This is a genomic window from Hyalangium sp. (genome assembly GCF_045802625.1).
Taxonomy (GTDB): domain Bacteria; phylum Myxococcota; class Myxococcia; order Myxococcales; family Myxococcaceae; genus Hyalangium.
Genome location: NZ_JBJMQP010000147.1, coordinates 58582 through 83100, shown reverse-complemented (window position 1 = coordinate 83100; position 24519 = coordinate 58582). Strand labels below are relative to the sequence as shown.

Annotated in this window: 21 protein-coding genes and 1 pseudogene; 13 read left to right on the top strand and 9 right to left on the bottom strand. The window is 70.0% G+C overall.

Features of this window, described 5'->3' with window-relative positions; all coding sequences use genetic code 11:
• Window positions 1–39 precede the first annotated feature (39 nt).
• Together ACJ8AT_RS26935 and ACJ8AT_RS26930 are read left to right on the top strand one after the other, a co-directional pair.
• Complete coding sequence (locus tag ACJ8AT_RS26935) at window positions 40–903, top strand: hypothetical protein (protein WP_407740740.1); 864 nt, start codon at window positions 40–42, stop codon at window positions 901–903.
• Entirely contained in the window at window positions 900–1985 is a 1086-nt protein-coding gene (locus tag ACJ8AT_RS26930) for a hypothetical protein (protein ID WP_407740739.1), read from the top strand. The genes ACJ8AT_RS26935 and ACJ8AT_RS26930 overlap by 4 nt, the downstream gene beginning before the upstream one ends.
• Window positions 1986–1994: 9 nt before the next feature.
• Here the strand turns inward: ACJ8AT_RS26930 and ACJ8AT_RS26925 are convergent, their stop codons facing one another.
• Together ACJ8AT_RS26925 and ACJ8AT_RS26920 are read right to left on the bottom strand one after the other, a co-directional pair.
• Window positions 1995–2432: a group II truncated hemoglobin gene (locus ACJ8AT_RS26925; protein ID WP_407740738.1), complete on the bottom strand. Its 438-nt coding sequence runs from the start codon at window positions 2430–2432 to the stop codon at window positions 1995–1997.
• Window positions 2433–2469: 37 nt separating this feature from the next.
• Window positions 2470–3360: a 5'-3' exonuclease H3TH domain-containing protein gene (locus ACJ8AT_RS26920; RefSeq protein ID WP_407740737.1), complete on the bottom strand. Its 891-nt coding sequence runs from the start codon at window positions 3358–3360 to the stop codon at window positions 2470–2472.
• A gap of 241 nt (window positions 3361–3601) precedes the next feature.
• Between ACJ8AT_RS26920 and ACJ8AT_RS26915 the strand changes: the two genes are divergently transcribed.
• The 3 genes from ACJ8AT_RS26915 to ACJ8AT_RS26905 all read left to right on the top strand — a co-directional run bounded on the left by ACJ8AT_RS26915 (window position 3602) and on the right by ACJ8AT_RS26905 (window position 5787).
• Complete coding sequence (locus tag ACJ8AT_RS26915; RefSeq protein ID WP_407740736.1) at window positions 3602–3964, top strand: DUF4398 domain-containing protein; 363 nt, start codon at window positions 3602–3604, stop codon at window positions 3962–3964.
• Between the two features lie 18 nt (window positions 3965–3982).
• On the top strand, window positions 3983–5077 hold the full coding sequence (locus ACJ8AT_RS26910) for an OmpA family protein (RefSeq protein ID WP_407740735.1): 1095 nt from the start codon (window positions 3983–3985) through the stop codon (window positions 5075–5077).
• A 113-nt stretch (window positions 5078–5190) separates the two neighbouring features.
• The gene (locus ACJ8AT_RS26905; RefSeq protein ID WP_407740734.1) at window positions 5191–5787 is read left to right on the top strand and encodes a GNAT family N-acetyltransferase; all 597 of its coding nucleotides are present in this window, start codon (window positions 5191–5193) and stop codon (window positions 5785–5787) included.
• 37 nt (window positions 5788–5824) lie between these two features.
• On the opposite strand, the gene ACJ8AT_RS26900 is transcribed toward ACJ8AT_RS26905, so the two are convergent.
• Window positions 5825–7900, bottom strand: a complete 2076-nt coding sequence (locus ACJ8AT_RS26900; RefSeq protein WP_407740733.1) for a prolyl oligopeptidase family serine peptidase — start codon at window positions 7898–7900, stop codon at window positions 5825–5827.
• 150 nt (window positions 7901–8050) lie between these two features.
• Between ACJ8AT_RS26900 and ACJ8AT_RS26895 the strand changes: the two genes are divergently transcribed.
• A complete protein-coding gene (locus tag ACJ8AT_RS26895; protein WP_407740732.1) occupies window positions 8051–10642 on the top strand; it encodes a PAS domain S-box protein in 2592 nt (863 codons plus the stop codon).
• A gap of 33 nt (window positions 10643–10675) precedes the next feature.
• Here ACJ8AT_RS26895 and ACJ8AT_RS26890 read toward each other — a convergent pair whose 3' ends face one another.
• From ACJ8AT_RS26890 to ACJ8AT_RS26875, 4 genes are all read right to left on the bottom strand, one after another.
• Window positions 10676–11170, bottom strand: coding sequence for an NADAR family protein (locus tag ACJ8AT_RS26890; RefSeq protein WP_407740731.1), 495 nt, complete (start codon window positions 11168–11170; stop codon window positions 10676–10678).
• An 82-nt stretch (window positions 11171–11252) separates the two neighbouring features.
• The gene (locus tag ACJ8AT_RS26885; RefSeq protein ID WP_407740730.1) at window positions 11253–14471 is read right to left on the bottom strand and encodes a type 2 lanthipeptide synthetase LanM family protein; all 3219 of its coding nucleotides are present in this window, start codon (window positions 14469–14471) and stop codon (window positions 11253–11255) included.
• Window positions 14472–14552: 81 nt separating this feature from the next.
• Window positions 14553–14798: a mersacidin/lichenicidin family type 2 lantibiotic gene (locus ACJ8AT_RS26880; protein ID WP_407740729.1), complete on the bottom strand. Its 246-nt coding sequence runs from the start codon at window positions 14796–14798 to the stop codon at window positions 14553–14555.
• Between the two features lie 110 nt (window positions 14799–14908).
• Window positions 14909–15205, bottom strand: a complete 297-nt coding sequence (locus ACJ8AT_RS26875) for a mersacidin/lichenicidin family type 2 lantibiotic (RefSeq protein WP_407740728.1) — start codon at window positions 15203–15205, stop codon at window positions 14909–14911.
• Window positions 15206–15364: 159 nt separating this feature from the next.
• Here ACJ8AT_RS26875 and ACJ8AT_RS26870 point away from each other — a divergent pair, with 159 nt between their 5' ends.
• The gene (locus ACJ8AT_RS26870; protein ID WP_407740727.1) at window positions 15365–15655 is read left to right on the top strand and encodes a mersacidin/lichenicidin family type 2 lantibiotic; all 291 of its coding nucleotides are present in this window, start codon (window positions 15365–15367) and stop codon (window positions 15653–15655) included.
• A 127-nt stretch (window positions 15656–15782) separates the two neighbouring features.
• On the opposite strand, the pseudogene ACJ8AT_RS26865 reads toward ACJ8AT_RS26870, so the two are convergent.
• Both ACJ8AT_RS26865 and ACJ8AT_RS26860 read right to left on the bottom strand, forming a co-directional pair.
• Window positions 15783–16052: pseudogene (locus tag ACJ8AT_RS26865) on the bottom strand (2-oxoadipate dioxygenase/decarboxylase family protein); the annotation flags it as partial.
• Between the two features lie 34 nt (window positions 16053–16086).
• A complete protein-coding gene (locus tag ACJ8AT_RS26860) occupies window positions 16087–16548 on the bottom strand; it encodes a macro domain-containing protein (protein ID WP_407740726.1) in 462 nt (153 codons plus the stop codon).
• Between the two features lie 378 nt (window positions 16549–16926).
• Between ACJ8AT_RS26860 and ACJ8AT_RS26855 the strand changes: the two genes are divergently transcribed.
• The 6 genes from ACJ8AT_RS26855 (at window position 16927) to ACJ8AT_RS26830 (ending at window position 24519) form a co-directional block, all read left to right on the top strand.
• A complete protein-coding gene (locus tag ACJ8AT_RS26855; protein WP_407740725.1) occupies window positions 16927–17202 on the top strand; it encodes a tetratricopeptide repeat protein in 276 nt (91 codons plus the stop codon).
• Between the two features lie 176 nt (window positions 17203–17378).
• Window positions 17379–18053: a TetR/AcrR family transcriptional regulator gene (locus tag ACJ8AT_RS26850; RefSeq protein WP_407740724.1), complete on the top strand. Its 675-nt coding sequence runs from the start codon at window positions 17379–17381 to the stop codon at window positions 18051–18053.
• The gene (locus tag ACJ8AT_RS26845) at window positions 18050–19312 is read left to right on the top strand and encodes a hydroxymethylglutaryl-CoA synthase family protein (protein ID WP_407740723.1); all 1263 of its coding nucleotides are present in this window, start codon (window positions 18050–18052) and stop codon (window positions 19310–19312) included. The genes ACJ8AT_RS26850 and ACJ8AT_RS26845 overlap by 4 nt, the downstream gene beginning before the upstream one ends.
• A 118-nt stretch (window positions 19313–19430) precedes the next feature.
• The gene (locus ACJ8AT_RS26840) at window positions 19431–22808 is read left to right on the top strand and encodes a CHAT domain-containing protein (RefSeq protein ID WP_407740722.1); all 3378 of its coding nucleotides are present in this window, start codon (window positions 19431–19433) and stop codon (window positions 22806–22808) included.
• 45 nt (window positions 22809–22853) lie between these two features.
• A complete protein-coding gene (locus ACJ8AT_RS26835) occupies window positions 22854–23780 on the top strand; it encodes an ABC transporter ATP-binding protein (protein WP_407740721.1) in 927 nt (308 codons plus the stop codon).
• Window positions 23767–24519: an ABC transporter permease subunit gene (locus ACJ8AT_RS26830; protein ID WP_407740720.1), complete on the top strand. Its 753-nt coding sequence runs from the start codon at window positions 23767–23769 to the stop codon at window positions 24517–24519. Before ACJ8AT_RS26835 ends, ACJ8AT_RS26830 begins: the two co-directional genes overlap by 14 nt.

Below are 24519 nucleotides of genomic sequence, written 5' to 3'. Positions count from 1 at the left end.
CGTGAGGCTAGATGGGGGGCTCAGTTTCAAGGAGAGCCCATGCCGTCGCTCGCGGTGTCCCTGTTGCTCGTCTCGAGTCTCTGCGCCCTGGAGGCCCGGGCGGAGACACCCTCGGAGATCCTCCACGTCGCCGCTCCGGGGCTCACCGGCGTGGGCATGACGGAGGCGACCGCCGCCTTCTACTCGGAGCACCTGGCGCAGCAGCTCTCCTTCGCGGGGGCGCGAGTGGTGACGCAGAAGGAGCTGCAGGCCCTGATCGGGCTCAACCGGCAGCAGCAGCTGATGGGCTGCGCGGAGGGCAACACCGGGTGCGTCCTGGAGCTCTCGAAGGCGCTGGGGGTGGACGCGATGCTGATAGGGGACGTGGCGCTGGTGGACGGCAAGCGGTTCCAGGTGACGCTGAAGCTCATCTCCGCGAAGGACGCCTCCGTGCTGGCGGCGCACTCGGCCCGCGTGGACGGAGAGGAGGCGTTGCTGGACGAGCTGACGAACGCCGCGCGGCGCATGGCCCCGGAGGCCGCGACGAAGCTCGGGCGGCGGCTGGAGCCCTCGCTCCATGAAGCCGCGGCAGGCGGGCAAGGCACGGTCCGCCGCTGGGCCTGGGTGCCCGTGGCGGCAGGCGCGGTGGCGGTAGGCTTCGGCGCGTTCGCCTATAACCGGGCGGCCCAGCGCCATGATGACCTGACCCAGACACAGGGGCTGGGTCGCGGGACGGCGAAGGATCTGCGGGACTCGGGCAAGAGTTGGCAGACAGCCTCGCGCGTGGGGTTGGGGCTGGGCGTGGCGGGGCTGCTCACCGGCGCAACGATGTACCTGCTGGGCGGCCCGTCGGCGCCCGTCACCCCTGTTGCCATGGTGGGGCGCGAGCACCTCACCGTGGGCTTCACTGGAGTCCTGCCATGAGCGCCTCTCGCCTCGTTCCCTGCCTCGGCTTCGCGCTGGCGCTCGTGTTGCTGGGCACGGGCTGCTTCGACTTCGACAAGGACTTCAAGGACTGCGTGGCGGACGGCGGCAACTGCGCCACGGATGACGGAGTGCCGGACTCGGGTACGCCGGACGGGGGCCCCTGCCTGAACCGGCTGTGCCTCATGGGCACCTACAAGACGCCGGGCAGCACCGCGCTCTTCTCGGTCTGGGGCGCGGAGCCGGACAAGGTCTGGTTCGTCGGCCAGTTCATGCACTCGGCCTACTGGAACGGCAGCCAGTTCACCCATGGGAAGATCGGCCCTGCCGATTACGACTATTACTTGTACAAGCTCTGGGGCACGTCGTCCTCGGACGTCTGGGCCGTGGGGAACGCGGGCACCATCCTGCGCTTCAACGGATCGCAGTGGGAGGACCAGAACGCGGGACCGGATCTGGGACAACTCCGTGGAGCCTGGAGCCCCGCGCCCAACCAGATCCTCATCGCCGGCCCCGAGCTGTACCAGTGGGACGCGGGGGTCGGTGAGGGAACCGCCCTCACGAGCGACGCCATCAGCTACTGGGGGATGTGGGGCGTCGCGTCGGGGCAGGCCTGGGCGGTGGGCTACGATCCGAACTCCACGGGCGCCATCTCCGAGCGCGCCCCCAATGGGAGCTGGTCCACGCCAACGCTCTACCCCAGCCTGAAGAGCTTCAACGCCATCCACGGCACGAGCGCGGACAACGTCTGGGTCGTGGGAGACTCGAACAGCCTGCTGCACCGGACGGATGCGGGCTGGCAGACGGAGACCCTGCCCGTGTCCGCCACCACGTACAACTTCTTCAGCGTCTGGGCCGCGCCGGAAGGTGACGTGTACATGACGACCGACTCACCCACGGTCGTCCGCCATGAGCGCGATGGCGGTTGGAGCACGTTCACGCCCTCCGGAGCCGACGGTGTCGACCTGCGTGGGGTCTACGGCTTCCCCAACGGGGACCTCTGGTTCTCGGGAGGGGCCTACGACGAGGCCAACGACGAGTGGGACGGCGGCTACGCCTTGCGCTACCACCGCCAAGAGTGAGCTGGCGCGTCAGCCCTCGGTGTTGCGCATGAAGTCGGCGGTCTGCGCGAAGCGCTCCTCGAGGAAGCGCCGCAGGCCGCCGGTGACGCCCCGGGCGTCCATGGCCTTGTGCATGCACCGCAGCCATGCATCGCGCATGGCGATGTCCACCGGCACGTGGCCGTGGCGCATGCGCAGGCGCGGGTGGCCGTGGCGCTCGACGTAGTGCTGCGGGCCGCCGAGCCAGCCAATGAGGAACAGGCCGAAGCGCTCGCGCGTGCCCCGGCTCACCTTGCCATCCTCCAGCACGTGCAGCCCGGCGAGCGCCGGCTCGCTCGCGTCCATCACGTCGTAGAAGGTCCCCACGAGCGCGCGCACCGCCTCCTCGCCCCCGAGCCGCTGGAAGGGGGTGTCCTCCAGCGAGGGGATCCAGTCATCGGCGGGGGGCGTCTTGAGCTGAGTGGACATGGCAGTGTTCAACCCGGGGCGAGCGAGCGTCATTCTCTCAGAGAGCCGCCGCGCCGGCCCATCTCTTGGGACGGGACTTGAGCGTCGTCACGCCCAGCCTGTCACACAGGGCCTCGAAGGGCGCGCGAGGAACCCCGGCCCACGCGAGCTGTCCCAGGGACTCCTTCAGCGGCGCATCCGTCACCAGGGTGGCGAGCTTCCGGTAGAGCAACGCGTCCTCACGGTGCTCGCGCAGCGTGGCCCCCAGCTTCTCCGCGCCCCGGGGGCGCACCGTCCACTTGGACGGATCCTCGGGGATGGCCTCCAGATGGATATACGCGGAGAGCAGCGCCGCGGCGCCCTTCTCACCGAAGCCGGGCAGCCCGGGAATGCCGTCCGCGTCGTCTCCCATCAGCGCGAGCAGATCCGGCACGCTCGCGGGGAGGACGCCGAGCTTGGCGCGCACCCCGTCCTCATCCAGCTCCTTCTGTTGGCGCCGATCCACCTGCACCACCTTCTTGCCTCGCACGCACTGGCCCAGGTCCTTGTCCGGGGTGAGCAGCCGCACCTGCTCCACCTCGTGGGCCCAGCGCGCGGCGGCGGTGGCCAGCGCGTCATCGGCCTCGTGGTCCTTCATGGACCAGACGGTGACGCCGAGCGCGCGCACGGCCTCCTCGACGAGATCAAACTGCGCATGCAGCTCGGCGGGCACGCCCTCGTCGGACTTGTAGCCGGCGAAGAGCGCGTTGCGGAACGAGCGGATGGGGTTGTCGAAGGCGACGGCGATGTGCGTCACCGCCTCGTCCGGCTCGTGCAGCAGCGCGAGCAGCGAGGACATGACCCCCACCGTGGCCTTCACATCCTGCCCGCCCGGAGCGTTGTGGCCCGGACGGGGCGAGTAGTGGGCGCGGTACAGCTCATACGTCCCATCAACGAGGTGCAGGCGCATATGCCCGAGGTGTACCGCTCCCGGTGCTCCGCCGCTACCTCAGCGCTTCTGGACGAGCCCCCCATGTCCAGCGCGCCGGGGTTGTTGTCTGGGGACTTGTGAACTGGGAGCAGGAGGCGGCCGCCCGGAGAGCAGGCGTCCTCACGCGAGTCGGATTGCCGGCCTGCCCTGGCGTACACACTCTGCCCGAGGCGGTGGGGAGCCTGGGGGGTCCGTCCACCGCATGGCTCGGAGGTGGACGATGCGCAAGATGCTCATGGCCGCGGCCCTGGCGCTGATGGCCTCCGGGTGTGCCGCGAAGCGGATCTCCGCCGATGTGCCCTCGGAGCACCTGGCCGAGTCCCAGACCGCGGTCCGCGCGGCGGAAGAGGTGGGCGCGGCGCGGGTGCCCGAGGCCGCGACGTACCTGGGCTACGCCCAGCAGCAAGTGGCCACAGGCCAACAGCTGCTGGCCGAGGGCCGGTACGAGGCCGCTGATCTCCAGCTCCAGCAGGCGGCGGCGGATGCGCAGTTGGCGCTGGCGCTGGCTCGGGCGGTGCCGATGCAGAACGAGGCGCGGCGGATGTTGGAGCAGGTTGAGGCGCTGCGCAGCAGCCCGCGGTAGGCCAAGAGGAGACGCGCCATGCACCGGTGGAAGCAACGCGTGTGGAGCTGGGCGGGGATCGCCGCCCTGATGGCAGGGTGTGCCGCGCATGTCCCGCCATCCCGGGAGTTGGTCGAGGCCCGTGCGGCCTATCAGCAAGCCTCGACGAACCCCACGGTCCAGAAGGAGAGCCCGAGATATCTGACCGAGGCGTGGCAGGCGCTGCTGGAGGCCGAGCGCGCGTACGACAATGACAACGCCTCGGCCCGGGCGCGCTCGCTGGCATACGTGGCGCTGCGCAAGGCGCAGATCGCCGAGGCGCACGCGAGCATGGTGGTGGCCGAGCGGCAGCGGGCCGTGGCCGCCCAGGCGCTCCAGTCGGAGCAGGCGGCCCAGCGCCAGCGGGCGATGGCGGAGCTGAACGCGGCGCAGCAGCAGCTCGCGGAAGCGCGGCGCATGAGGGACGAGGCAGCGCAGCTGGCCGAAGCGCGGCGGCTCCAGGCGGAGACGGCCCAGCTCCAGGCCCAGGCCCAGCGCCGGCAGGAGGAGACGGAGCGGCTGGCGCGCGAGGATCAGCAGCGGCGTGAGGCGGAGGCCCAGGCGCAGCAGCTGGCCCAGGCGCAGGCCCAGGCCCAGGCGGAGCGCCAGGCGCGGGAGGAGGCGGAGCGCCGGGCCAACGAGGCGATCGCCGGGCTGCAGCGCTCAGGGGTGGGAGTGCGCGAGGACGTGCGAGGCACGGTGCTGACGCTCTCGGGGAGCGTGCTCTTCGCCTCGGGCCAGTCGGACCTGCTGCCCTCCGCGCGCAACCGGCTCGGGGATGTGGCGGAGGCGCTGAAGCAGTCGGACAACCGGCTCACCATCGAGGGGCACACGGACTCGAAGGGACCGGATGAGTACAACGAGGAGCTCTCGCTGCGGCGCGCGGAGCAGGTGCGAGACTTCCTGGTGGCGCAAGGCGTCTCGCCGGATCGCATCTCGGTGCGAGGCATGGGCAAGGACAGCCCGGTGGCCAGCAACGCCACGGCCGAGGGCCGTGCGAACAACCGCCGGGTGGAGATCGTCCTCCAGCGCCCGCCCGCCGAGGACAACCGCACGGGCGTGGGCGGCAGCGGCCAGAAGAACGGCTCCCACTGAGTCCGCAAGGGGTATCCGCTCCTCGGCACGGATCAGGCGGGGTGGTATGCGAGCGCGGCGCCGCAGAAGAATGGGCCTCGTGCCGGTCCCCGCGCTACGCTGATCCGCCCGACATGTCGTCCGAACCGACCCCAGTCCTCCTGACCACAGACCGGCTGCATCTGACGATGCTGCCCGCCGATGCCGCCGGGCGCGTGCTGGCCTACCACCAGGTCAACTCGGAGCACCTCGGCCCCGTCTCTCCGGCGCGCCCGCCTACCTTCTTCACGCTGATGTACTGGAGGACGCGGCTGGCACAGGACCGGGAGGACTTCCGGCATGACGTGGGGCTGCGGCTCTTCCTGCTGCCGCGCGAGCAGCCGCTGACGGCGGCGCCAGTGATTGGCACGGTGAGCTTCACCAACATCCGCCGCGGGCCGCTCCAGGCGTGCGATCTGGGCTACGGGCTGGACTTCCGCTACCAGGGCAGGGGGCTGATGACGGAGGCCCTGCGAGCCGCCTGCACCTACGCCTTCAACGCCATGGGGCTGCACCGCATCCAGGCCAACCACCTGCCGGAGAACCTGCGCAGCGCGGCGGTGTTGCGCCGGCTGGGCTTCGCGGTGGAGGGCTACGCGCGAGACTTCCTGATGATCAACGGGCACTGGAGGGACCATGTCCTCACGGCGCTCGTCGCGCCGCAGGAGCCCGTCGATCCGGCGGCCTCGTGAGCCAGTCTTCACCGGGCCGCCCAGAAGCCGCCGGAGCTCACCGCTTCGGGACCTCCAACTTCGGAGCCGGCGCGGGCGCCAGGTACGTGTCGAACCACGCCACCGTGCGCCGGAGCCGATCCCGGGTGTGCTCGGGCTTGCGGAAGCCGTGGCCCTCGTCCGGGTAGATGACCATCTGCGTCTTCACCCCGAGCGCCTTGAGCGCCTTGTAGAACTCGCGGCCCTGCGTCACGGGGACCTCCGCGTCCCGCTCGCCATGCACCACCAGCGTGGGCGTGCGCACCTGCTTGATGAAGCTCATCGGCGAGCTGCGCGCGTAGATGGCCGGATCCTCGTACACGGAGGCGCCGAAGAACGGAGGCAGCCACTCGTCGATGCGGTTCGTCCCGTAGTAGCTCTGCCAGTTGGAGATGCCCGCTCCCGCCACCGCCGCTCGGAAGCGCTGCGTCTGCGTCACCGCCCACATCGCCATATAGCCGCCATAGCTCCAGCCCGTGATGCCCAGGCGGTTCGGATCCACCGGCTCGCTGGCGAGCACCGCGTCCACCCCCGCCAGGATGTCCCTCAGGTCGCCGTACCCGAAGTCCCGCCGGTTGGCCTGCACGAAGGCCTCGCCCTGGCCGAAGCTGCCGCGCGGGTTGGGCATGAAGACGTAGTAGCCCTGGCTCGCCAGTATCAAGGCCTGCGCCTGGAATGACTGGGACATGCCGGACGAGGGCCCTCCGTGCGCCACGGTGATCATCGGCGCGCGAGTCCCCGGCGGCACGAACGCGGGTGCCAGCAGCCAGCCCTGGACCTCCCACTCGTCGCTCTTCCACGTGAGGTTGCGCGCGGGCCCGGCGGGGCTCCTCACCGCCTCGTTGCGATGGGTGAGCGCCGTCCACTTCCCGATGGGCCCCGCGTACACCTCGGGCGGCTGGGTGAAGGACTCGCGCACGACGGCGCTCGTCACTCCGTCGCGCGCCAGCGACAGGCCCATGTCGTATCCATTGGTGCTGAAGCGCCCCGGTCCGCGCGTCAGCTCCGTGAGGGTGCCCCGCTCCGGCTCCACCTCCGCCACCACCCCGTCGCTCCCGGCAAGCCCGCTGAAGAGGAGCCGCTTCGGGGCCGGCCAGAACAAGTGCGTGGGAGACAGCTTCACGCCGGGCGTCACATTGCGCGCCTCGCCGCCCCGAGCAGGCACGACGAACACCTCTCCCCCGTTGGCGCCCCAGTCGCTCATCAGCCCCTCGATGAAGGCCACGGAATTTCCGTCCGGGCTCCAGGTGGGCTCGATGACCTGGAGGCCCGGCTTGTGGAGCACCTTCGCCGCGCCCGTATCCGCGGCCACCGTGTAGAGCTGCGCCACCCACCAGTGCGCGTCCCCGGGGGGCGGCGCGGCGGTCACGGCGAAGCGCTGGCTGTCCGGACTCCACGCGTACTCGTAGACGAAGAGCTCCGCGGGAGAGACGACCCGGTAGCGCCCGTCCGCCGCGCCCACCACGGCGATCCGCCTCACCGCGGCGTCCTCCCCCAACACGCCCGTCTCGCGAGCGGCGGGTCCTCTCGGCCCCTTGGCGTCCTGGGAGCCCTCGATGACGAGCAGCGAGATCCACCGGCCATCCGGCGACCACCGGGGGCTGCTCACCTGCCCGGAGATCGCGGTGAGCTTGCGCGCCTTGCGGCTCGTCACGTCCGCGACATAGAGCTGCGGCTGATCCTCCTTCTCCGCGTCGGAGAGGAACGCGAGCTGCCGCCCATCCGGGCTCCACGCGAGCTGCTCCTCCGTATGCAGGCTCGCACCCGTGGAGGCCGTGATGCGCAGGGGCTCGGCTCCGGGCCTGGAGCGCTCCACCACCTGGATGATCTGCTGGGGAGGACGGGACTCATCCTCACTCGGGACGGTCTCGACCCAGGCCACGCGCGCCCCGTCCGGCGAGATGAGCACCTCGGGGAAGCGCACGACGTGACTGAGCGCGTCGATCACGGCATCCACGGCTGGCCGGGCAGGAACCTCGGCCCGCGCGGGGGCGGCCGCCACGGGACGACGTGCCTCTCCCCCCGCCTGCTGTCCGAGCGAGGGAGACGTCCCCAATATCAGCACCACTCCTGCCATCCATGACAGCCACCGCATCTCGGGCCTCCTGTTCGAGGCCGGTGAGCCTAGCTGAAGGTTCAGCCCTATCCCGTCCAGTCCTGGTTCTTTCCTCGGATTTCACTCCATGTGATCCAGGTGGGAAGGACGTTCTTGAGCTAAAGTCACGGCTCCCGCCGGGACTCTTCAATGCCCCCCCCCTCTCCCCAGGCCAATGCCCAGGCGCAGGACCCGTCCTCGACGCGCCCTCCGTCCGCCTCCGCGCTCCCCCTGGAAGAGCAGCTCGAGTCCACCCGGCGCATGCTCAAGGCGCTCGCCCAGGTGCAGGCGGACTTCATCACCCACGGAGAGCTTCAGCCCATCTTCGAGCAGCTCCTGGGGCTGATGGTCGAGGTGACGCGGAGTGAACGGGGCGCCCTCCTGGAGGCCGCCGCCTCCCCCGAGGGCCCGCCGCGGCTCCAGCTCCACGCCTCCTTCTCCTGGCCGGACGCGGCGCAAGAGCTCCCAACGCTCGTGGGCTCCTCGCTCACCACGGGAGAGCTGGTGCTGCTCCCACGCCCCGGCGAGTCCCTCCCGAGTGAGAAGCCGCACGCGTCCGTCCCAAGGCCCTTCATCGGCCTGCCCTTCAAGCTCCAGGGCGCGGTGGTGGGCTGGGTGGGGCTCGGCCTGCGGCCTGGGGGCTATGACGCGTCGTTCCTCGAGTTCCTGCAGCCCGTGCTCACCACCTGCGGCACCCTGCTCTACGCGGCCCGGGACGCCGAGCGCCGCCGCCTGGGCAAGCAAGCCCTGCTGGCCCAGCAGGCGCAGATGCAGAAGCTGGCCCTGGTGGCCGCCCGCACCGACAACGCGGTGATCATCACCGACGCGTTGGGGCGTATCGAATGGGTGAACGAGGGCTACACCCGCATCACCGGCTTCTCCCTGGAGGAGTCCGTGGGCCGCAAGCCAGCCGAGCTGCTCCAAGGGCCGGACACGGACCGCAAGAGCATCGAGGCCATGGGCCGGGCCCTGAGCCGGGGAGAGGGCATCACCGTCGAGCTGATCAACTACGGCAAGTCCGGCCGGCCCTACTGGAACCTCATCGAGATCCAGCCGGTGCACGATGCGCAGGGACGGCTCGTCCAGTTCGTCGCCATCGAGAGCGATGTCACCGCGCGCAAGCGGCTGGAGCAGCAGGTGGCCGAGAGCGCGGAGCGGCTCCGGCTGGCCCTGGAGAGCGCCGAGGATGGACTGTGGGACTGGGACCTGCGCACGGACGAAGTCACCGTCAACCCCCGCTGGTTGACCATGCTGGGCTACGAGCCCACGACGAAGTGCACCGTCGAGTTCTGGAGGCAGCTCTGCCACCCCGACGAGTCCGCCGAGATCCAACGGCGGCTGGCCGAGCACATGGAGGGGCGCACCCCCATGTACGAGCTCGAGCACCGGCTGCGGCACAAGAACGGGAACTGGGTCTGGGTGCTGGGCCGGGCCAAGGTGGTGGCGCGGGACGAGCAAGGCCGCCCCCTGCGCATCGTGGGCACCAACTCGGACATCAGCTCGCGCAAGCGCGCCGAGGAGCAGCTCCAGGCCTTCATCCAGGGCATCCCGGACATGATCTTCCGGGTGCGCGTGGACGGCGTCTGCCTGGGCTTCAAGCCCTCGGCGATTGAGCCCATCTTCACCACCCCCGAGGAGATCACCGGCCAGAACTTCTACGCGATGCCCCTGCCGGAGAGCCTGGTGGCCAACCTCCGGGCGGCGCTCCATCGCGTCACCCACGACAGCGCCCTGGAGATCTTCGAGTTCTCCATGGAGATGCCCTTCGGGCTCCACCAGTACGAGGCGCGAGTTGTCCCCAGCGGCCCGGACGAGGGCCTGTGCATCGTGCGCAACATCACCGCGCGCAAGCTGCTCGAGGACCAGCGGCGCCGCCAGCAGGAGCAGCTCGAGGAGCGGGTGCTCCAGGCAACGCGGGAGCTGGAGTCGCGCCAGGCGCAGCTCATCCAGTCGGAGAAGCTGGCCTCGCTCGGGCAGATGGCGGCCAGCATCGCCCACGAGATCAACAACCCGGTGGGCTACGTCTCCAGCAACGTCGCCACGCTGGGCGGCTACATCTCCGTCCTGCGGCGGCTGCTGGAGCTCTACCTGCAGGCGGAGGAGGAGCTGGGCGCCGAGATCCCCGAGACGGTGGCCGCCCTGCTGGAGCGGGCCAAGATCCTTCGCGAGCAGGAGCGCCTGGAGGAGCTGCTCCAGGACATGGATGACCTGCTGTCGGACACGCGCGAGGGCACCGCGCGCATCCGCGAGTTCATCCAGGATCTCAAGACGTTCGTGCGCGAGGAGGCCGGCACGCCCCAGCAGGCGGACCTCAACAAGCTGCTGCAGGTGACGCTGCGCATGCTGCGCCACGAGCTCAAGCACAAGTGCCAGATGCGCCTGGACTTCGGGCCCATGCCGCTCATGAAGTGCTTCCCCACGCAGCTCAACCAGGTCTTCATGAACCTGCTGCTCAACGCCGCACAGGCCATCGAGCCGCGCGGGGAGATCCACATCATCACGCGGCGCGAGGGCAACGAGGCCGTGGTGCGGATCCGCGACACGGGGCGCGGCATGGAGCCGGAGACGCTCCAGAAGCTCTTCACGCCCTTCTTCACCACCAAGCCCCCCGGCCAGGGCACGGGCCTGGGCCTGTCCATCTGCTACGCCATCGTCAACCGCCACAAGGGCCGCATCGAGGTGGACAGCGAGCTGGGCAAGGGCACCACCTTCGCGGTGCGCCTGCCCCTCATCGAAGAGTGAGGCGAGGAGTGAGGCGAGCGAGGCCCGGGAGCCTCACCCGCGGCTCTTGAGCAGGTCCTCGCGCAAGCGCGTGAGCACCTTCCCCAGCAGGTTCAGCCCCCGCCAGTTCGCCGGATTCTGGATGCGCGGATCCTCCTCGCCGAGCCCCACGCCCCAGATGCGGTCCAAGGGGCTGGCCTCCACCAGCTCCGTGCCCACCGTGGCCAGCAGCGCCTCGAGCAGCTCGGGGTTCTGGGTGAACTTGGCGTGGTTGCCCTCGTAGACGATCCGCTCGCGCTCGCGGTTCCACAGCCCCTCCTCGAAGCCCCGCACCTTGCGGCCCAGCGCCTTGTGCGTCTTGGGAGCGGCGGAGGCCAGGATGCGCTCGGCCACCTCCAGGTCTCCGAAGAGCACCGCCTTGCCGTGCATCATGTACTGCTCGGCGCAGACGAACTGCTTGCCCGCCACCACGAACCGCGCGGGGTGCCACTGCGAGAAGGGAGACTCCTGCTGCCAGAAGAACGTGAACCTGCGCTGCTCGTCAGCCATGGATCTGCTCCCGGGTTGGTGTAAAGAGGACACCAACGACGGGAACTTTAGCTGGAACTGACGGACGGAGACATGCCCGCCCCTAGCGGGGAGCCTCCAGCGAGAGGACGCTGGGGATCTGCTCCGGCGCGGAGAGCCTCAGCAGTCCGTAGCCGATGCCCGCCAGCCCCATGAGCAGGCCCGGGCTCTCACTGCCTCGGGGCAGTCCGCAGCGCCAGCCGCCCTCGTGGGCCTCCTGGAGGACGACGGTCGCCCGCTGGAGCGCCGCCTTCGTCCAGCGAGGCTCGCCCAGCACCGTGCCCGCCATGTGCAGCACCTCCAGGTTGCCCAGGTCTCCATGGCACAGGCAGTGGTTGCCGCCGAAGCCGCAGCGCAGCGTCGTGTCGAGCGCCGTCGCGAGCTCCTGCCGCACCTCCGCGCCTTCCAGGTACCGCAGCGAGAGCAGCCGCCCGAGCGCGACGCCCGTGGCGCCGTGGCACCACATGGCCATGAAGTGGCTGTCCGTGGTGCCCGGGACACGCAGGTCCTTCCAGTTGCCGCGCTCCGGGACGAAGAGGGAGCGCTCGTAGGCGAGCCCCTGGCGAGCCACCTCCGCGTAGCGCGGATTGCCCGTGGCCTCGCTCAGCTCCAGCAGCGCCCAGCAGATGCCGGCCGCGCCGTGAGAGAAACCCGCCAGGGGTACCGTGCCCACCTCTCCCTTCCAGCCGACCGCGCTCTGCGAGACTGGCGCCGCCGTGGCCACCAGCCGGTCTCCGCACCGCCGAGCCACCTCCAGCAGCCGGGTGTTGCCCGTCTTGCGGTACAGGCCCACCAACGCCGCCGCGAGCCCTCCCACCCCGCTCAGCAGATCCAACCGGGCGTCACTGTCGATGAGCGCCTCCAGCGCGGGCAGCCCGGCCAGCAGCTCCTCCATCAAGGCCGGCTCGTTCCAGAGCGAAGCCAGATGGCTCAGCACGTACACGGGGGCGCCATGGCCAACGAACACGCCCACGCCTGTGCCGCCGCCCTCGCCCAGCCTGCGCCACTCCTCCCTCACCGGATCGAGGGTCGCGCGCGCGAGCTCCTCGAAGTCGGCGCGTCCCGTCCTCTTCGCGAGGTACGCGAAGAACAGCGCCAGCCCTCCCATCCCCTCGTAGAGATCCATGCCGATGGGCGACAGGCTCCAGCGCCACTGCTGCAGGTCCTCCAGGTTCAGGCCGATCCAGCACGCGTCCTTGCTCCCGCGGATGGCCTTGGCCATGAGGTCCTCTCCGATGGCGACGGCCCCCGCCAGACACTCCTCGGGGGTCGCGGCGGGAAGGGACTCCTCCCACTCCAGGGAGGAAGCCGTGCGGACAGGCGCCTTTCCCTTGTCGAGCGACACCATCGCCTTGCGGATGAAGGACACCTGGAGGGCGCAGTCCCGCTCGCTCATCCGCTCGAGCCGCTGGAGCACATCGCCCAGGCTGTCATGGGTGAAGTAGTCCGGGATGCACTCGCCGGTGCTGCTCCACAGGTGGCGCTGCCCCGGGCGCGCCGTGAAGAAGGGGATGTCTCCCAGGCGGAGATCCGCGTGCTCGAACGGCAGCAGCCTGCGCAGCGCGGGCAACTGCGTCACCTCCGCCCACAGGTGATCGAGCACCTTGTCGCGCTCCAACCCATCGCGGAGGAAGTCCGGGTGGTGGCTCTCCTGAAGCAGCATCCCGTAGCGCTGGGTGGCCCGGGCGATGAAGCGGACCTCCATGTCGGCGAAGGCGCGCAGGCGGGGCTCCAGGGCCTCTCGCCGGCTCTCCAGCAGCGCGTACGTCTCCTCGAAGCCCTGGACGAGCTCCTCGGTGAACTCGGCGGGATCCACCGGCGCATCTCCCAGCCGAGGGCGGTTGTTCGAGCCGGACATCAACCCCTGGCGGCGCACCACTCGCATGGTGTCGCTCCCCAGGTCCTCCACCATGGGCATGCGCTGGGGGGTGAGCTGTCCGGCCTCTCCTCCCAGCCCGCTCATGTCGAGCCCGGCCTTGCCCTCGCGGCCGAAGAGGAAGATGGGCAGCATGCCCACGGAGACGATGGATTGATCCAGCAGCGCCCAGGCCTTCGTGCGGGCTCGCTCAGCGCGCTCGACAGGGGCCCGGTGGTGGAACAGCGCCTCCAGGTCCACCAGGACCGGAGACTCGCCCGCGGCGATCAGGTTCTCCAGGTGGAAGTCCACGGCGGACAACAGGTGGAGCAGCGCCAGGAAGCTGCCCTGCCTCCAATAGAAGCGCTGGAGCGCCTCGCGCGAGTCGCAGCCCGTGGCGTCCACGAACTCGACCCAGCCGTAGGTGCCCCGGTCCAGCACGGTGAGCACGCGGGGCGGGTGGCGCAGCCCCTGGGCGTTGAGCCACTGGAGGAGCTGCTGGAAGCCCACGTCCACCGCCAGGGACTTCGGCTTGTAGACCAGCCGCAGCCCCGAGCTGAACTTCAGCAGGAAGACGCCTCGGCCGCCTCGGTGCGAGTCCGAGATGCCTCCTTGCACCGCCGTGAGCGTGCCGAGCTCGCGGCCCGCGAGGAAGGTCTGCTCCAGCTGCTCCCGGTCCGCCGCGATGCGCCCCAGGAACTCCAGGCTGGTCTCCCGCCAGCGCTCCAGGGTCGTGGCCATCAACCGGCCGAGCACGGGGTACTCCTCCAGCAGCGCGGCGCGGACTCGCGGCTCCCGGAGCCGGACCGTGGAGTAGAAGTGGAAGCGCTCCTGAGGCGTGCTCCCCGAGAGCTGATCCATCATCCGGGCCACGTTGAGCTCCAGGATGAGGACGCGGGAGGCAAGCTCATGGAGCCGGAAGGTCAGGGCCTCCAGCAGCGCGGTCTCGACCTCGGGGCTGGCGAGAGGTCCATCCGATGGGTAGCGCGCTCGCAGCTCCGCGAGGCCCTCGCGGAGCCGGGCTGCTCCCACCCGAAGGAACGGGTGGAGGAGGCCCGAGAACGGTAGCCCTGGCTGTCCGGAGCTGGGAGGAGCCGCGAGCGAAGGGGGGAGCGGCTCCTCTGCGTACCGGTCCGTCAGCACCGCCCGGAGGAGCTCCTCCCAGGACTGGCCAACGGAGTCGCGGGGGTCGCTCTCCGCGAGCGCCAGCACATGCAGGAAGCCCTCGCGGTCGAGCCCGATGCTCCTCAAGCGCTCCTCGAGCGTCCCCTCATCCACGGACATCACCTGGCGCCACGCGCTCGCGCGACGCTCGGCCTGTTGGATCAACGCATCGCCCTCTGGAGGAGCGCTGGCTTTCGCCGTGAGGGCTCGCTCGTGGAGGAACGTCGCCTTCTTCCAGGGGAACGCAGGGTCAAGCGCGTACATGCAGGCCTCTTCGAAAAGAACAACCAATGGAGGAGCCCTCCAGGTGAGTGGGGGCCCCTCCAGGTGAGTGGGGGGTGTGGCTCAGAACGCCTCGAGGACGGAGCACATGACGATTCCGCAGGTGGCCCGGTACGGTCCGACACAGCCCGTGCCGCCTCCAACCTCCACCACGGGACGTCCGCCGATGATGTCGCGCAGCGACTCCTCATCGAGCTCGGTCACTGGCTTGCCCGAGGGGCTGTCAGGCAGTGCGGCTCGCTGCTCGGGAGAGAGGCGGGCACGGAATTCGGGGTCCTTCCAAGCGCGGACGATCAGATCGGTATCCATTGAGTCCTCCTGTGGGTGCCCGCGTCGTGGGGCGCGGGCGTTTGGAAGGAAGGAGTGGATGGGCACCGTTTGTGATTTCGACCGGCCCTAACCCACGCGTGCGCCGGACCTCAGAACGCCTTCACGTTGAAGGCAGACACGTCCAGGGCGGGCGTGTCGAACCTCACGCTGGTGGTCCGGGTCGTGGTGAACCGCGAGGTGAGGCCGCCCGTGTAGTTCGAGCAGATGCAGCCATCCTCGGACACGTAGTTGAAGGCACCGCCGATGGCGTCCTCCAGCTCGCTCTCGTCCAGCTCGGTGAAGGCGGGGCCGGCGGGGCACTCGGGTACCGCCGAGCGCTCCTCCGTGGTGAGGCTGGCGCGGAACTCGGGGTCCTTCCAGGCGCGGATGATGGTCTCTCGCTTCATGGCACGGCTCCTTGCGTGGGCCCGGGGATGGGCACCTCGATCGAGTCGGCCCCCGCCGCTTGTGACTGGGCCGCCGCGCCCGCCGCCCGAAGCCTCACAACCTGGGCGAGCCCACTCCACCTGTACGCCCGAAGAGGGCCTCACAAGGAGAAGAGCGCCATGAAGAAGGAAATGATCATCCGAGCCTGGAAGGACCCTTCATTCCGAGCCGGACTCTCGCCCGAGGAGCGAGCGGCGCTGCCCGAGTGCCCCGCGGGTTCATCGCTCGGCGACCTGGATGAGCGCAGCCTCGCCGAGGCCGTGGGCGGCTACCTGGGCCCAGACCAGAACATCGGCGACTTCAACCCCCGGCTCACTCCGTACATCAACGTCGCCAACCTCTACGTCAATGTCGGAAACGTCGCCCGGTTCAACGGTGTCGCGAACCTGGCGGCGGTCGCGTACCGCTGAATCAGCTGCGGCCGGGAGACGCGTGTCGAGCCAGACACGCGTCCCCGGCCCAGGGCCTGTGCGAGCAGCCCGGAGTCCCTTACGTGGTCCTTGAATGGGGTGGATGAGGAGCCCCCTGCTCCTACGCGGCCGTCTGCCTCAGCTGGGTCCCCGGCGCACCTTCGATGTCTGGCTTCATGGGCACGCCCGCCTCACGCATGCGCCGCTGCCACGCTTCCACGTCATCTACCGAGCCCGTGAAGTGGTTCACCTTGCGCCCGAACGCCAGCAGCCACGCGCCGTACTGGGTCTCCTTCTCCAGCTCCAGCAGCGCGGACTCCTCGGGCGGCGGCGGATCCACCGGCAGCGTGGTCAACAGCTCCAGCAGGCGAGTGGCGGCAGGGTTCATGCGCGCTTCATAGTCGGCGCTCGCGCATGAGACGAGCCGCTCGTCACCGCCGGTAGCGCACCACCGTCACGTCCAGCTCCCCCGCCCCCGCCTCCAGCGCCGCGCCCATCACCTCCAGCGCTCGGGCCTCGTCGAAGCTGCCGCTGCCCGCGCCGATGATGGGAAACGCCAGCGATTGGAAAGCGTGCTCCCGGGCTCGCGCGAGCGCGTTCACCACCGCGTCCCGGATGGACCGCTCCGACGCTCGCCAGAGCATGTTGATGCCAGCCACGTGGATGATGCCCTTGTAGGGCAGCCGCCCCGCGGAGGTGACCACCGCCGTGCCCAGCGGCATGGGCCCCACGCGCGCCAGCTCCCGGAAGGGCTGATAGCCCGCTCGCCGCTTGATGGCTCCGGACACGCCCTGCGGTAGCAGCAGCCACCAGGGGATGATGTTCCGGTTCCACGCGTTGACGATGGCCTCCACGCGCTGGTCCAGCAGATCCCCCTCGACGACGCGCACCATCCCTCTCCTCCCGTGTCGGCGCTCACAGAAGTTCCAGGCCTGAGCCGAGCAGAAGCCCGAGAAGCTCAAAAAGAAGCGGCGGCGCGCGCTCCGAGCACCTTGGAGGGGTTTGCTGTCCGGAAGCACGCGCCGCCGCTAACCGGCGGACTGCGGGTTCGACTCTTTTGAGCGACGACGAGAACGCCGTCTTTCGAGTTCCGCACCTTGAACAACCCCTCTGACAGTCTGTATTCCACCTACCTTTAACTACCTTTCCTCCCACGTTTGGCCCCTCCAGGCATGTGCGACAAGCAACTACCCAGAGGCTTGTGAGAGAGAGCCTTTGCTGATCTGATCAGGCGCTCGGAGGACTTCTTGCGCGGCAGGCGACGACCCACGGTGACCGATTTGCTGAGCCAGGCAGACACCCACGAGCGTGACGGCATGGTGTTCAAGGCCGTATCGCTCTGGAAGCACGTGCTGAAGCTCGAGCCCAAGCGCACCGAGGTCCATGAACGCCTCGCCAGCCTGTACGAGCGAATGGACCTGCGGCCCGAGGCGCGCGAGCACCTGCAGTCCGTCACCAAGCACTACGTGGTGCTACGCAACGTGGACGGCGTGGTGCGGGCCCTGGAGCGGCTGCAGGAGCTCGACGCGCGCAACCGCGCGGGCTGAGCGCCGCTGGAGCGGGCCTGGGAGCGGGCGGCTCGAGGCTCGGCCTGACGGTGGGCCGCGGCGGCGATAGCTCGGTGCTCCCTCGGTGAAGAAGGCGTTGACTGCTCGCGTCAGGCCGTGTTACCGACCGGTCGGTAGGCCAACCGCCCAGCCATGGCTGACCGAAGGAGACACACGTGACACCCGTGGGACGGAAGCCGGACGACGGAGAGCGCTACCGGGCCATTCTGGAGACGGCGGCCCGCCTCATCTGCGAGCGCGGCTACGAGGGCACCTCCATGCAGGAGATCGCCGACGCGTGCCGGCTGACGAAGGCGGGGCTCTACCACTACATCCAGAACAAGGAGCAGCTGCTGTCGTCCATCATGAGCTACGGGATGGACCTGTTCGAGGGCCAGGTGCTCGCCAAGGTGCGAGACATCGCGGATCCGGTCGAGCGGCTGCGCTCGTGCATGCGGCGCAACATCGAGCTGGTGACGCATGGGGCGAACAAGGAGGTCATCATCATCCTCCACGAGCACGCCACGCTCCAAGGCGAGGCGCGCGAGTACATCGATCGGCGCAAGAAGCAGTACGTGCGCTTCATCGAGGAGACGTTCTCCGAGGCGGTGAAGCAGGGCCGCATGCGCCCGCTCGAGCCCACCATCGTGGCGTTCTCGTTCCTGGGCATGGTGCTGTGGGTCTACAAGTGGTTCAAGCCGGACGGGCGGCTCACGGAGGAGCAGATCATCTCCGGGATGGTGGATCTGTTCTTCACGGGGCTGGCGGTGCCTGGGGCCTCCGTGGCTGGGGCGGACTCGGCGACGGTGCTCTCCCTGGTGCCCCCCACGGCGGTGGGTGAGAAGCCATGAAGAGACACGTCGGAATCGAAGCACTGGCCATCGCCGTCCCCCGCCGCTACGTGGACATCGAGGATCTGGCGCGGGCGCGCGGGGTGGATCCCGCCAAGTACACCGCGGGGCTCGGCGCGCGGGAGATGGCCGTGGCGGATCCGGGCGAGGACTCGGTGTCGCTGGCGGCGACCGCGGCGGCCCGGCTGCTGCGCACCCACAACGTGGATCCGGCCCGCCTTGGCATGCTGGTGGTGGGCACGGAGACGGGCGTGGACCACTCCAAGCCGGTGGCCGCGCACGTCCAGGGGCTGTTGAAGCTGCCCAGGGCGATGCGCGTCTTCGACTCGCAGCACGCGTGCTACGGCGGCACCGCGGGCCTGATGGCGGCGACGGAGTGGATCGCCTCGGGCGCGGCGGCGGGGCGCTCGGCCATCGTGGTGTGCTCGGACATTGCTCGCTACGGGCTGAACACCGCGGGCGAGCCCACGCAGGGCGCCGGTGCGGTGGCGTTGCTCGTCTCCGAGCAGCCGGACCTGCTCGCGCTGGACGTGGGGCTCAACGGCGTGTGCAGCATGGACGTGTATGACTTCTGGCGTCCGGTGGGCCGGCGCGAGGCGGTGGTGGATGGGCACTACTCCATCCAGTGCTACCTGGAGGCGCTCTCGGGCGCGTACCGCGGCTGGCGCGAGCAAGCGCTGGCGCACGAGGTGGTGCGCTGGGGCTCGACGCTGCCGGGCGAGCAGCTCGCGCGCATCCTCTACCACGTGCCCTTCTGCAAGATGGCGCGCAAGGCGCACACGCAGCTGCGGCTCTGTGACTTGGAGGATGCCTCGAACACGCCCGCCGCCACGGCCGAGGCCCGCGAGGAGCTGGCCAAATCCGCCTCCAGCTACGAGGCGCAGGTGGCCTCGTCGCTGACGCTCAACGCTCGCATCGGCAACGTGTACACCGCGTCGCTGTACCTGGCGCTGGCGGGGCTGCTGCACGGCGAGGGCGCGGCCTTGAGCGGGCAGCGCATCGGCCTGCTCTCCTATGGCAGCGGCTGCTGCGCGGAGTTCTACTCCGGTGTCGTGGGCGAGAAGGCCGCCCGGCGCATGGCTCAGACGGATGTGGAGGCGGTGCTGGCCCGTCGCGAGCGCGTGTCCATCCAGGAGTACGAGCGCATCATGCAGCTGCCGTACGACGCGCCGGAGTCCATGGCCCCCGCGGCGGGGACGTTCCGCCTCGCGGAGATCCGCGACCACAAGCGCCGCTACGTCGAGGGCTCGGCGAGCTGAGGCTCTGCTCTGCCGCACTGCGTGAGGTGCGGTGCGACGGAGCACAGGTGTTCAGCACGTAGCGGCGGGCTCTCGGAACCGCTGCTGCGCGCCATGCCTTCTGTGTACGCTCCCGTCCATGCCAACGCCCATGGACGAGAGAGCCTTTATCGCCCGCGTCGAGGCCGCGGAGCCGGACCTGTTCGCCGCCCTGTTGTCCCGTCCCAGCCGGGACGAGGAGCGCGCCCTGCGGGCGTACTTCGGGGACGCGCGCTTCGAGCGGCTCCACACGATGGCGCTCCGCCGCTCCAGCGCCGCCCGTGGGGCTCGAGGCCCCCGAGGCAACGTCGTCGTGATGCCCGGCATCATGGGCAGCGAGCTGTCCGAGTACTCGGGCAACGACTCGCACCGCATCTGGGTCAACCCGCTGCGCCTGGTGGCCGGGCAGATCGGCCACTTCCGCCTGGATGACACGGGGCGCACGGAGTTCGACGTGCGCGCCTCGGGCATCCTCAAGCTCTTCTACGGCGAGCTCATCCTCTCGCTCTCGGCGAACTGGAACGTGCAGACGTTCTGGTTCGACTGGCGCAGGGACTTGCGGGACTCGGCCGCGGCGCTCGAGGAGCGGCTGCGGAATTGGTTCCCCGACGATGCCCCCGTGCACTTCGTCTGCCACTCGATGGGCGGACTGGTGGCCCGGACCTTCATCCAGGCCTACCCCCAGCGCTGGCGCTCGATGTGGGACCGGGATCCGGATCAGCCGGGCGCGCGGGGAGGCCGGCTCGTCATGCTGGGCACTCCCAACCATGGCTCGTTCGCGGCGGTCCAGGTCATCACCGGGCTGGAGACGCTCGTGCGCTGGCTGGCGCGGCTGGACTTGAAGCACTCGCTCACGGAGCTGCTGTCCATCCTCAACACCTTCGTGGGCACCTACCAGATGCTGCCCTCGCCCCGGGTGATGAAGGACATGGAGCCGCTCTACCACGCGGACACCTATGGGGACCTGCGCGTGTCCCAGGCGCGGCTGGACGAGGCCCGCGCGCACCATGAGCGCCTGGCCAACGTGGTGGATCCCGAGCGGATGATCTACGTCGCCGGCTACAACCGCCCCACCCTCCATGGGCTCACCCGCGCCGATCAGCTCCGGTCTCCCGAGGCGTACACGACGACGCTCGCGGGGGATGGCCGCGTGCCCCACTCGCTGGGCCTGATGGACGGAGTTCCCACCTGGTACGTGGAGGCAGCGCACGCCGCGCTGACGCTCGATGGGCGGGTGCTGGGCGCGGTGGAGGAGCTGCTCTCCCGAGGCACCACCACGCAGCTCGCCGACACGTCCCCCGTCCAGGTGCGCGGCCCGAAGAAGGATGATCCAGTCGCCCGGCAGATGCTGGAGGAGCAGCGCGCGCAGATGGATCAGGAGATGGATCACCTCGTGGAGCAGCTCCAGGCCCGGAGCACGCGAGGCGTAGCGCCGCCCTACCTGACCCGGGATGAGGTGCGGATGCAGGAGCTGCTCGCCAGCGCGATGCTCGGCACCACCGAGGCGTTCGTCCCGGAGGCGCAGCCCTCGGGCCCCGCGCCGCAGCGGGTGCGGGTGGAGGTGCGCGTGGCGCGTGGGTACATCCAGTCGTTCGACGGAGACGAGGCGCGGGGGCTGCCCGTGGATGCCCTCTCCGTGGGCCACTACCTGGGCGTCGTCCCCCAGCGCGCGGAGCGGGCGCTGGATGAGGAGATCAGCCGCGCGCTGCTGGCCCACCAGGGCCGCGCCAAGGAGGTGCTCGAGGAGTCGGATCTGCTGCTGACGCAGTACTCGGAGCGCGGCGTGCTCCGAGGCGAGCTGGGACAGCCCTTCTTCGTGGATGATCCGCGCTCGCCGGGCCGGCTCGTGGTCCTGATCGGCATGGGCGTGCCAGGGCGCTTCGGCATGCCCGAGCTGACCGTCACCGTGCGTGAGCTGTTCTGGTCGCTCAGCCGCATGGGCAAGAAGCACCTGGCCACGGTGATGATCGGCACCGGCGAGGGCAACCTCTCCGTGGAAGAGGCGGTGCGCGCGTGGATCCGCGGCCTGCAGCAGGCGACGTCCGGCTCGGATACCGCGTTCCTGCAGCGCGTCACCTTCGTGGAGGTGGATGCGGCCAAGGCCCAGGCGATCCAGGACGCGCTGAAGGCCGAGGTCCGGCGGCTGGAGAAGTCACCCCACCTGGAGCTCGACTTCGAGGAGCTGCGCCCGGCGGAGCTGCGCCGCAAGCTGGCGCAGCCGAAGGCCCTGACCCAGGGTGAGTACACCGAGCGCAACCCCATCCCCACGCGGGTAACGTTGGGGCTGGAGCACAAGCGCTACCGGTTCGGCGCCATCACCGAGGGAGCAGCCATCCCCGAGCGGGTGGTGCCCATTGATCCGGTGCTGGTGATGCAGGCCAACGACGAGCTGGCCGCCGAATGGAAGCCGGTGAAGCAGGTCTACCACGGGCAGTTCCTGGAGAAGCTCCTGGTCCCCGCGGAGCTGCGCTCCGAGTTCTACCGGCACCGCGACAACCCGGTGGTGCTGATGCTGGACGCGTCCACGGCGCGCATCCACTGGGAGGCGCTCGCGCAGTCGGACGCGGAGGTGCCTTCGGAGGAGCTGTCGGACGATCCAGAGGCGGCGCTGGAGCTCTTCCTGGGGACGAGCCGCGGGCTGACGCGCCAGCTCCGGACCACGTTCGCGCCGCCGCCCGAGCCCTTCCCGCCGCCCCGGCGCGTGTTGCGGGTGCTCGTGGTGGCCGACCCCGCCGAGGACAACCACCTGCCGGGCGCCGAGCAGGAGGGCCTGGAGGTGGCGGAGCTCTTCGAGAGCTTCAACCAGGTGTACGCGCAGGGCCCCAACCGCGTGGAGGTGGTGAAGCTGTTCGGGCCCCATGACGCGACGCGGACCAACGTGCTGCGCCACCTGCTGATGAAGACCGAGCCGTACGACGTGCTCCACTTCGCGGGCCACTGCGTGTACGACGAGGCGGACAAGGCCGCCTCCGGCTGGGTGTTCAGCCGGGGCGAGCGCATGACGGCCAACGAGCTGCGGCGGCTGGACCGGGTGCCGCCCTTCGTCTTCTCCAACGCGTGCGAGTCGGGGAAGACGCCGGACCGCTCGGAGCTGCGCTCGGTGGACCTGGCGCCCACGTTCGCCGAGTCCTTCTTCGAGCGCGGGGTGTCCAACTTCGTGTGCACGGCGTGGCCGGTGGACGACTTCGCCGCGCGGCAGTTCTCGCTCACGCTCTACTCCGGGCTGCTGGGCCTGCGCCGAGGCAAGGACGGCCGCTACGAGCGGGGCCCCATGCTGCCCATGCACAAGGCCATGCAGGTGGCGCGGCGGGAGATCGCCACCACCTCCTCCGGGACGCGGACGTGGGCGGCGTACCAGCACTACGGCAGCCCGTTCCTGCGCCTCTTCGAGCCCTGGTCCTTCCGCGAGCAGGCGCCCGTGAAGCCCACCCGCTCCCCACCCCAGCCGGCCCGGAGGACGCGAAAGCCTCGGCGGTGAGGCCATTCGTTTGAGTGGCCCCCGTTTCCCGGATATCTCCGAGGCATGGCGGACCGGGCTGATCCCCCTCTGGAAGTCACCAACGTCATCAAGGACTACCCGGGGAAGGTCCGGGCGCTCGCGGGTGTGAGCTTCCGCATCGCCGCGGGGGAGCGGGCGTGTCTGCTCGGCCCCAATGGCGCCGGGAAGACCACGTTGATCCGGCTGCTCACCGGCGCGCTCAGCCCCTCGTCCGGGCAGGTGCGGCTCTTCGGCCTGGCCGTGGAGGACGAGACCTTCCTCCAGGCCCGGCGCCGCGTGGGCATCGTCCCCCAGCTCCCGGGCATGTACCGGGATCTGCTCGTGAGCGACTACCTCCAGCTGGTGAGGGACCTGTACGGCCGGGGAGACATCGCCGAGATGGTGGAGGCCTTCGGGCTGGGCCCTTACACCCGCCGGCCCATGGCCGAGCTGTCCGGAGGGACGCAGCGGCGGTTGTCGCTCGCCGCCGCGCTGCTGGGCTCGCCGGAGGTGCTGCTGCTGGACGAGCCCACCGTGGGGTTGGATCCCGTCTCCATGAGAGACGTGCACGCCTTCCTGCGCCGGGTCATGGCCGGCCGCACGGTGCTGCTGTGCACGCACAACCTCGCCGAGGCCGAGGCCCTGTGCGAGAGCGCCATCATCCTCCGGCAGGGGAAGGTGGTGCTGCACGAGCGCATCTCCGACCTGCGCCAGCGCGTCCCCGTGATGCTGTCCCTGCGAGCGGCCCAAGGCCCCGAGCGGCTGCTGGCGGCGCTGACGGAGCTGGGCAACCCCGGGCGCCGCGACGAGGAGGCGGTGCTCGTCTCCATGCCGGAGCCCACCACCCAGGCCCCGGAGCTGCTGCGGCGGCTGCTGGCCCTGGGCGTGGACGTCTACGAGTGCCGGCTCGTCACGCCCAGCCTCGAGCAGCTCTTCCTGGACATCGTCGGAGACAACCATGCTCGCGCGTGAGGTGAGGCTGCTGTTCCGCAAGGAGCTGCGCCAGCTCTTGCGCAACCGGGGGGCAATGCTCACGGCGCTCTTCCTCCCGCTGCTGATGATCCTCCTCATGCCGCTGGCGCAGATCGCCAGCATGAGCTCGGCCTCCCCCAAGGATCTGCGCCTGCCCCCCGAGGTGCAGCTGCCCCCAGGGCTCGCCGAGCTGCGAGAGGATCCGCGAGCCATCCTCTGGTTCATCCTCACGCCGCTCATCGCCACGGGCAGCCTGCTGTGCCCGGCGGTGACGGCGAGCTACATCTTCATCTCCGAGCGGGAGACCCGCACGCTGGAGCTGCTGGTGGCGCTGCCGGTGCGGGTGGGGCACATCCTGCTGGCGAAGCTGCTGGCCGTCCTCGCGCTCGCCGGGCCCGTGAGCCTGGGGATGTTCTGCGTGGACGCGGTGCTCCTGCTCGAGCGGGGGCTGGGCTCGCCGGGCTACGTGCTCATGTTGGTGGGGATGCTGCTGTGCGCCCTGGCGTGCTCCACCAGCACCGCGCTGCTCGTCAGCCTGCTGGCGCGAGACTTCCGCTCGGCCAGCAACCTCAACGGCCTGGTGCTGGGCCCCATCATCCTCGGCAGCTTCGGGCTGATGACGGTGGTGCCGGGCGCCACCTTCGCCGCCGGAGTGCTCGCGGCGCTCTATGCCGCGGGCGCCGGAGTCACCACGCTCCTGGCCATGCGCGTGGTCACCTTCGAGCGGCTGCTGCGCTGA

Bases quoted from the DNA above. Each gene is read 5' to 3' on its own strand.
- ACJ8AT_RS26860 (WP_407740726.1), bottom strand. From the start codon at position 16,548: ATGGTGCGCGTCGTCGAGGGGGATCTGCTGGACCAGCGCGTGGAGGCC.
- ACJ8AT_RS26885 (WP_407740730.1), bottom strand. From the start codon at position 14,471: ATGTACGCGCTTGACCCTGCGTTCCCCTGGAAGAAGGCGACGTTCCTC.
- ACJ8AT_RS26870 (WP_407740727.1), top strand. From the start codon at position 15,365: ATGAAGAAGGAAATGATCATCCGAGCCTGGAAGGACCCTTCATTCCGA.
- ACJ8AT_RS26835 (WP_407740721.1), top strand. From the start codon at position 22,854: ATGGCGGACCGGGCTGATCCCCCTCTGGAAGTCACCAACGTCATCAAG.
- ACJ8AT_RS26905 (WP_407740734.1), top strand. From the start codon at position 5,191: ATGTCGTCCGAACCGACCCCAGTCCTCCTGACCACAGACCGGCTGCAT.
- ACJ8AT_RS26840 (WP_407740722.1), top strand. From the start codon at position 19,431: ATGCCAACGCCCATGGACGAGAGAGCCTTTATCGCCCGCGTCGAGGCC.
- ACJ8AT_RS26880 (WP_407740729.1), bottom strand. From the start codon at position 14,798: ATGGATACCGATCTGATCGTCCGCGCTTGGAAGGACCCCGAATTCCGT.
- ACJ8AT_RS26875 (WP_407740728.1), bottom strand. From the start codon at position 15,205: ATGAAGCGAGAGACCATCATCCGCGCCTGGAAGGACCCCGAGTTCCGC.
- ACJ8AT_RS26930 (WP_407740739.1), top strand. From the start codon at position 900: ATGAGCGCCTCTCGCCTCGTTCCCTGCCTCGGCTTCGCGCTGGCGCTC.
- ACJ8AT_RS26830 (WP_407740720.1), top strand. From the start codon at position 23,767: ATGCTCGCGCGTGAGGTGAGGCTGCTGTTCCGCAAGGAGCTGCGCCAG.
- ACJ8AT_RS26900 (WP_407740733.1), bottom strand. From the start codon at position 7,900: ATGCGGTGGCTGTCATGGATGGCAGGAGTGGTGCTGATATTGGGGACG.
- ACJ8AT_RS26845 (WP_407740723.1), top strand. From the start codon at position 18,050: ATGAAGAGACACGTCGGAATCGAAGCACTGGCCATCGCCGTCCCCCGC.
- ACJ8AT_RS26890 (WP_407740731.1), bottom strand. From the start codon at position 11,170: ATGGCTGACGAGCAGCGCAGGTTCACGTTCTTCTGGCAGCAGGAGTCT.
- ACJ8AT_RS26935 (WP_407740740.1), top strand. From the start codon at position 40: ATGCCGTCGCTCGCGGTGTCCCTGTTGCTCGTCTCGAGTCTCTGCGCC.
- ACJ8AT_RS26910 (WP_407740735.1), top strand. From the start codon at position 3,983: ATGCACCGGTGGAAGCAACGCGTGTGGAGCTGGGCGGGGATCGCCGCC.
- ACJ8AT_RS26925 (WP_407740738.1), bottom strand. From the start codon at position 2,432: ATGTCCACTCAGCTCAAGACGCCCCCCGCCGATGACTGGATCCCCTCG.
- ACJ8AT_RS26920 (WP_407740737.1), bottom strand. From the start codon at position 3,360: ATGCGCCTGCACCTCGTTGATGGGACGTATGAGCTGTACCGCGCCCAC.
- ACJ8AT_RS26915 (WP_407740736.1), top strand. From the start codon at position 3,602: ATGCGCAAGATGCTCATGGCCGCGGCCCTGGCGCTGATGGCCTCCGGG.
- ACJ8AT_RS26895 (WP_407740732.1), top strand. From the start codon at position 8,051: ATGCCCCCCCCCTCTCCCCAGGCCAATGCCCAGGCGCAGGACCCGTCC.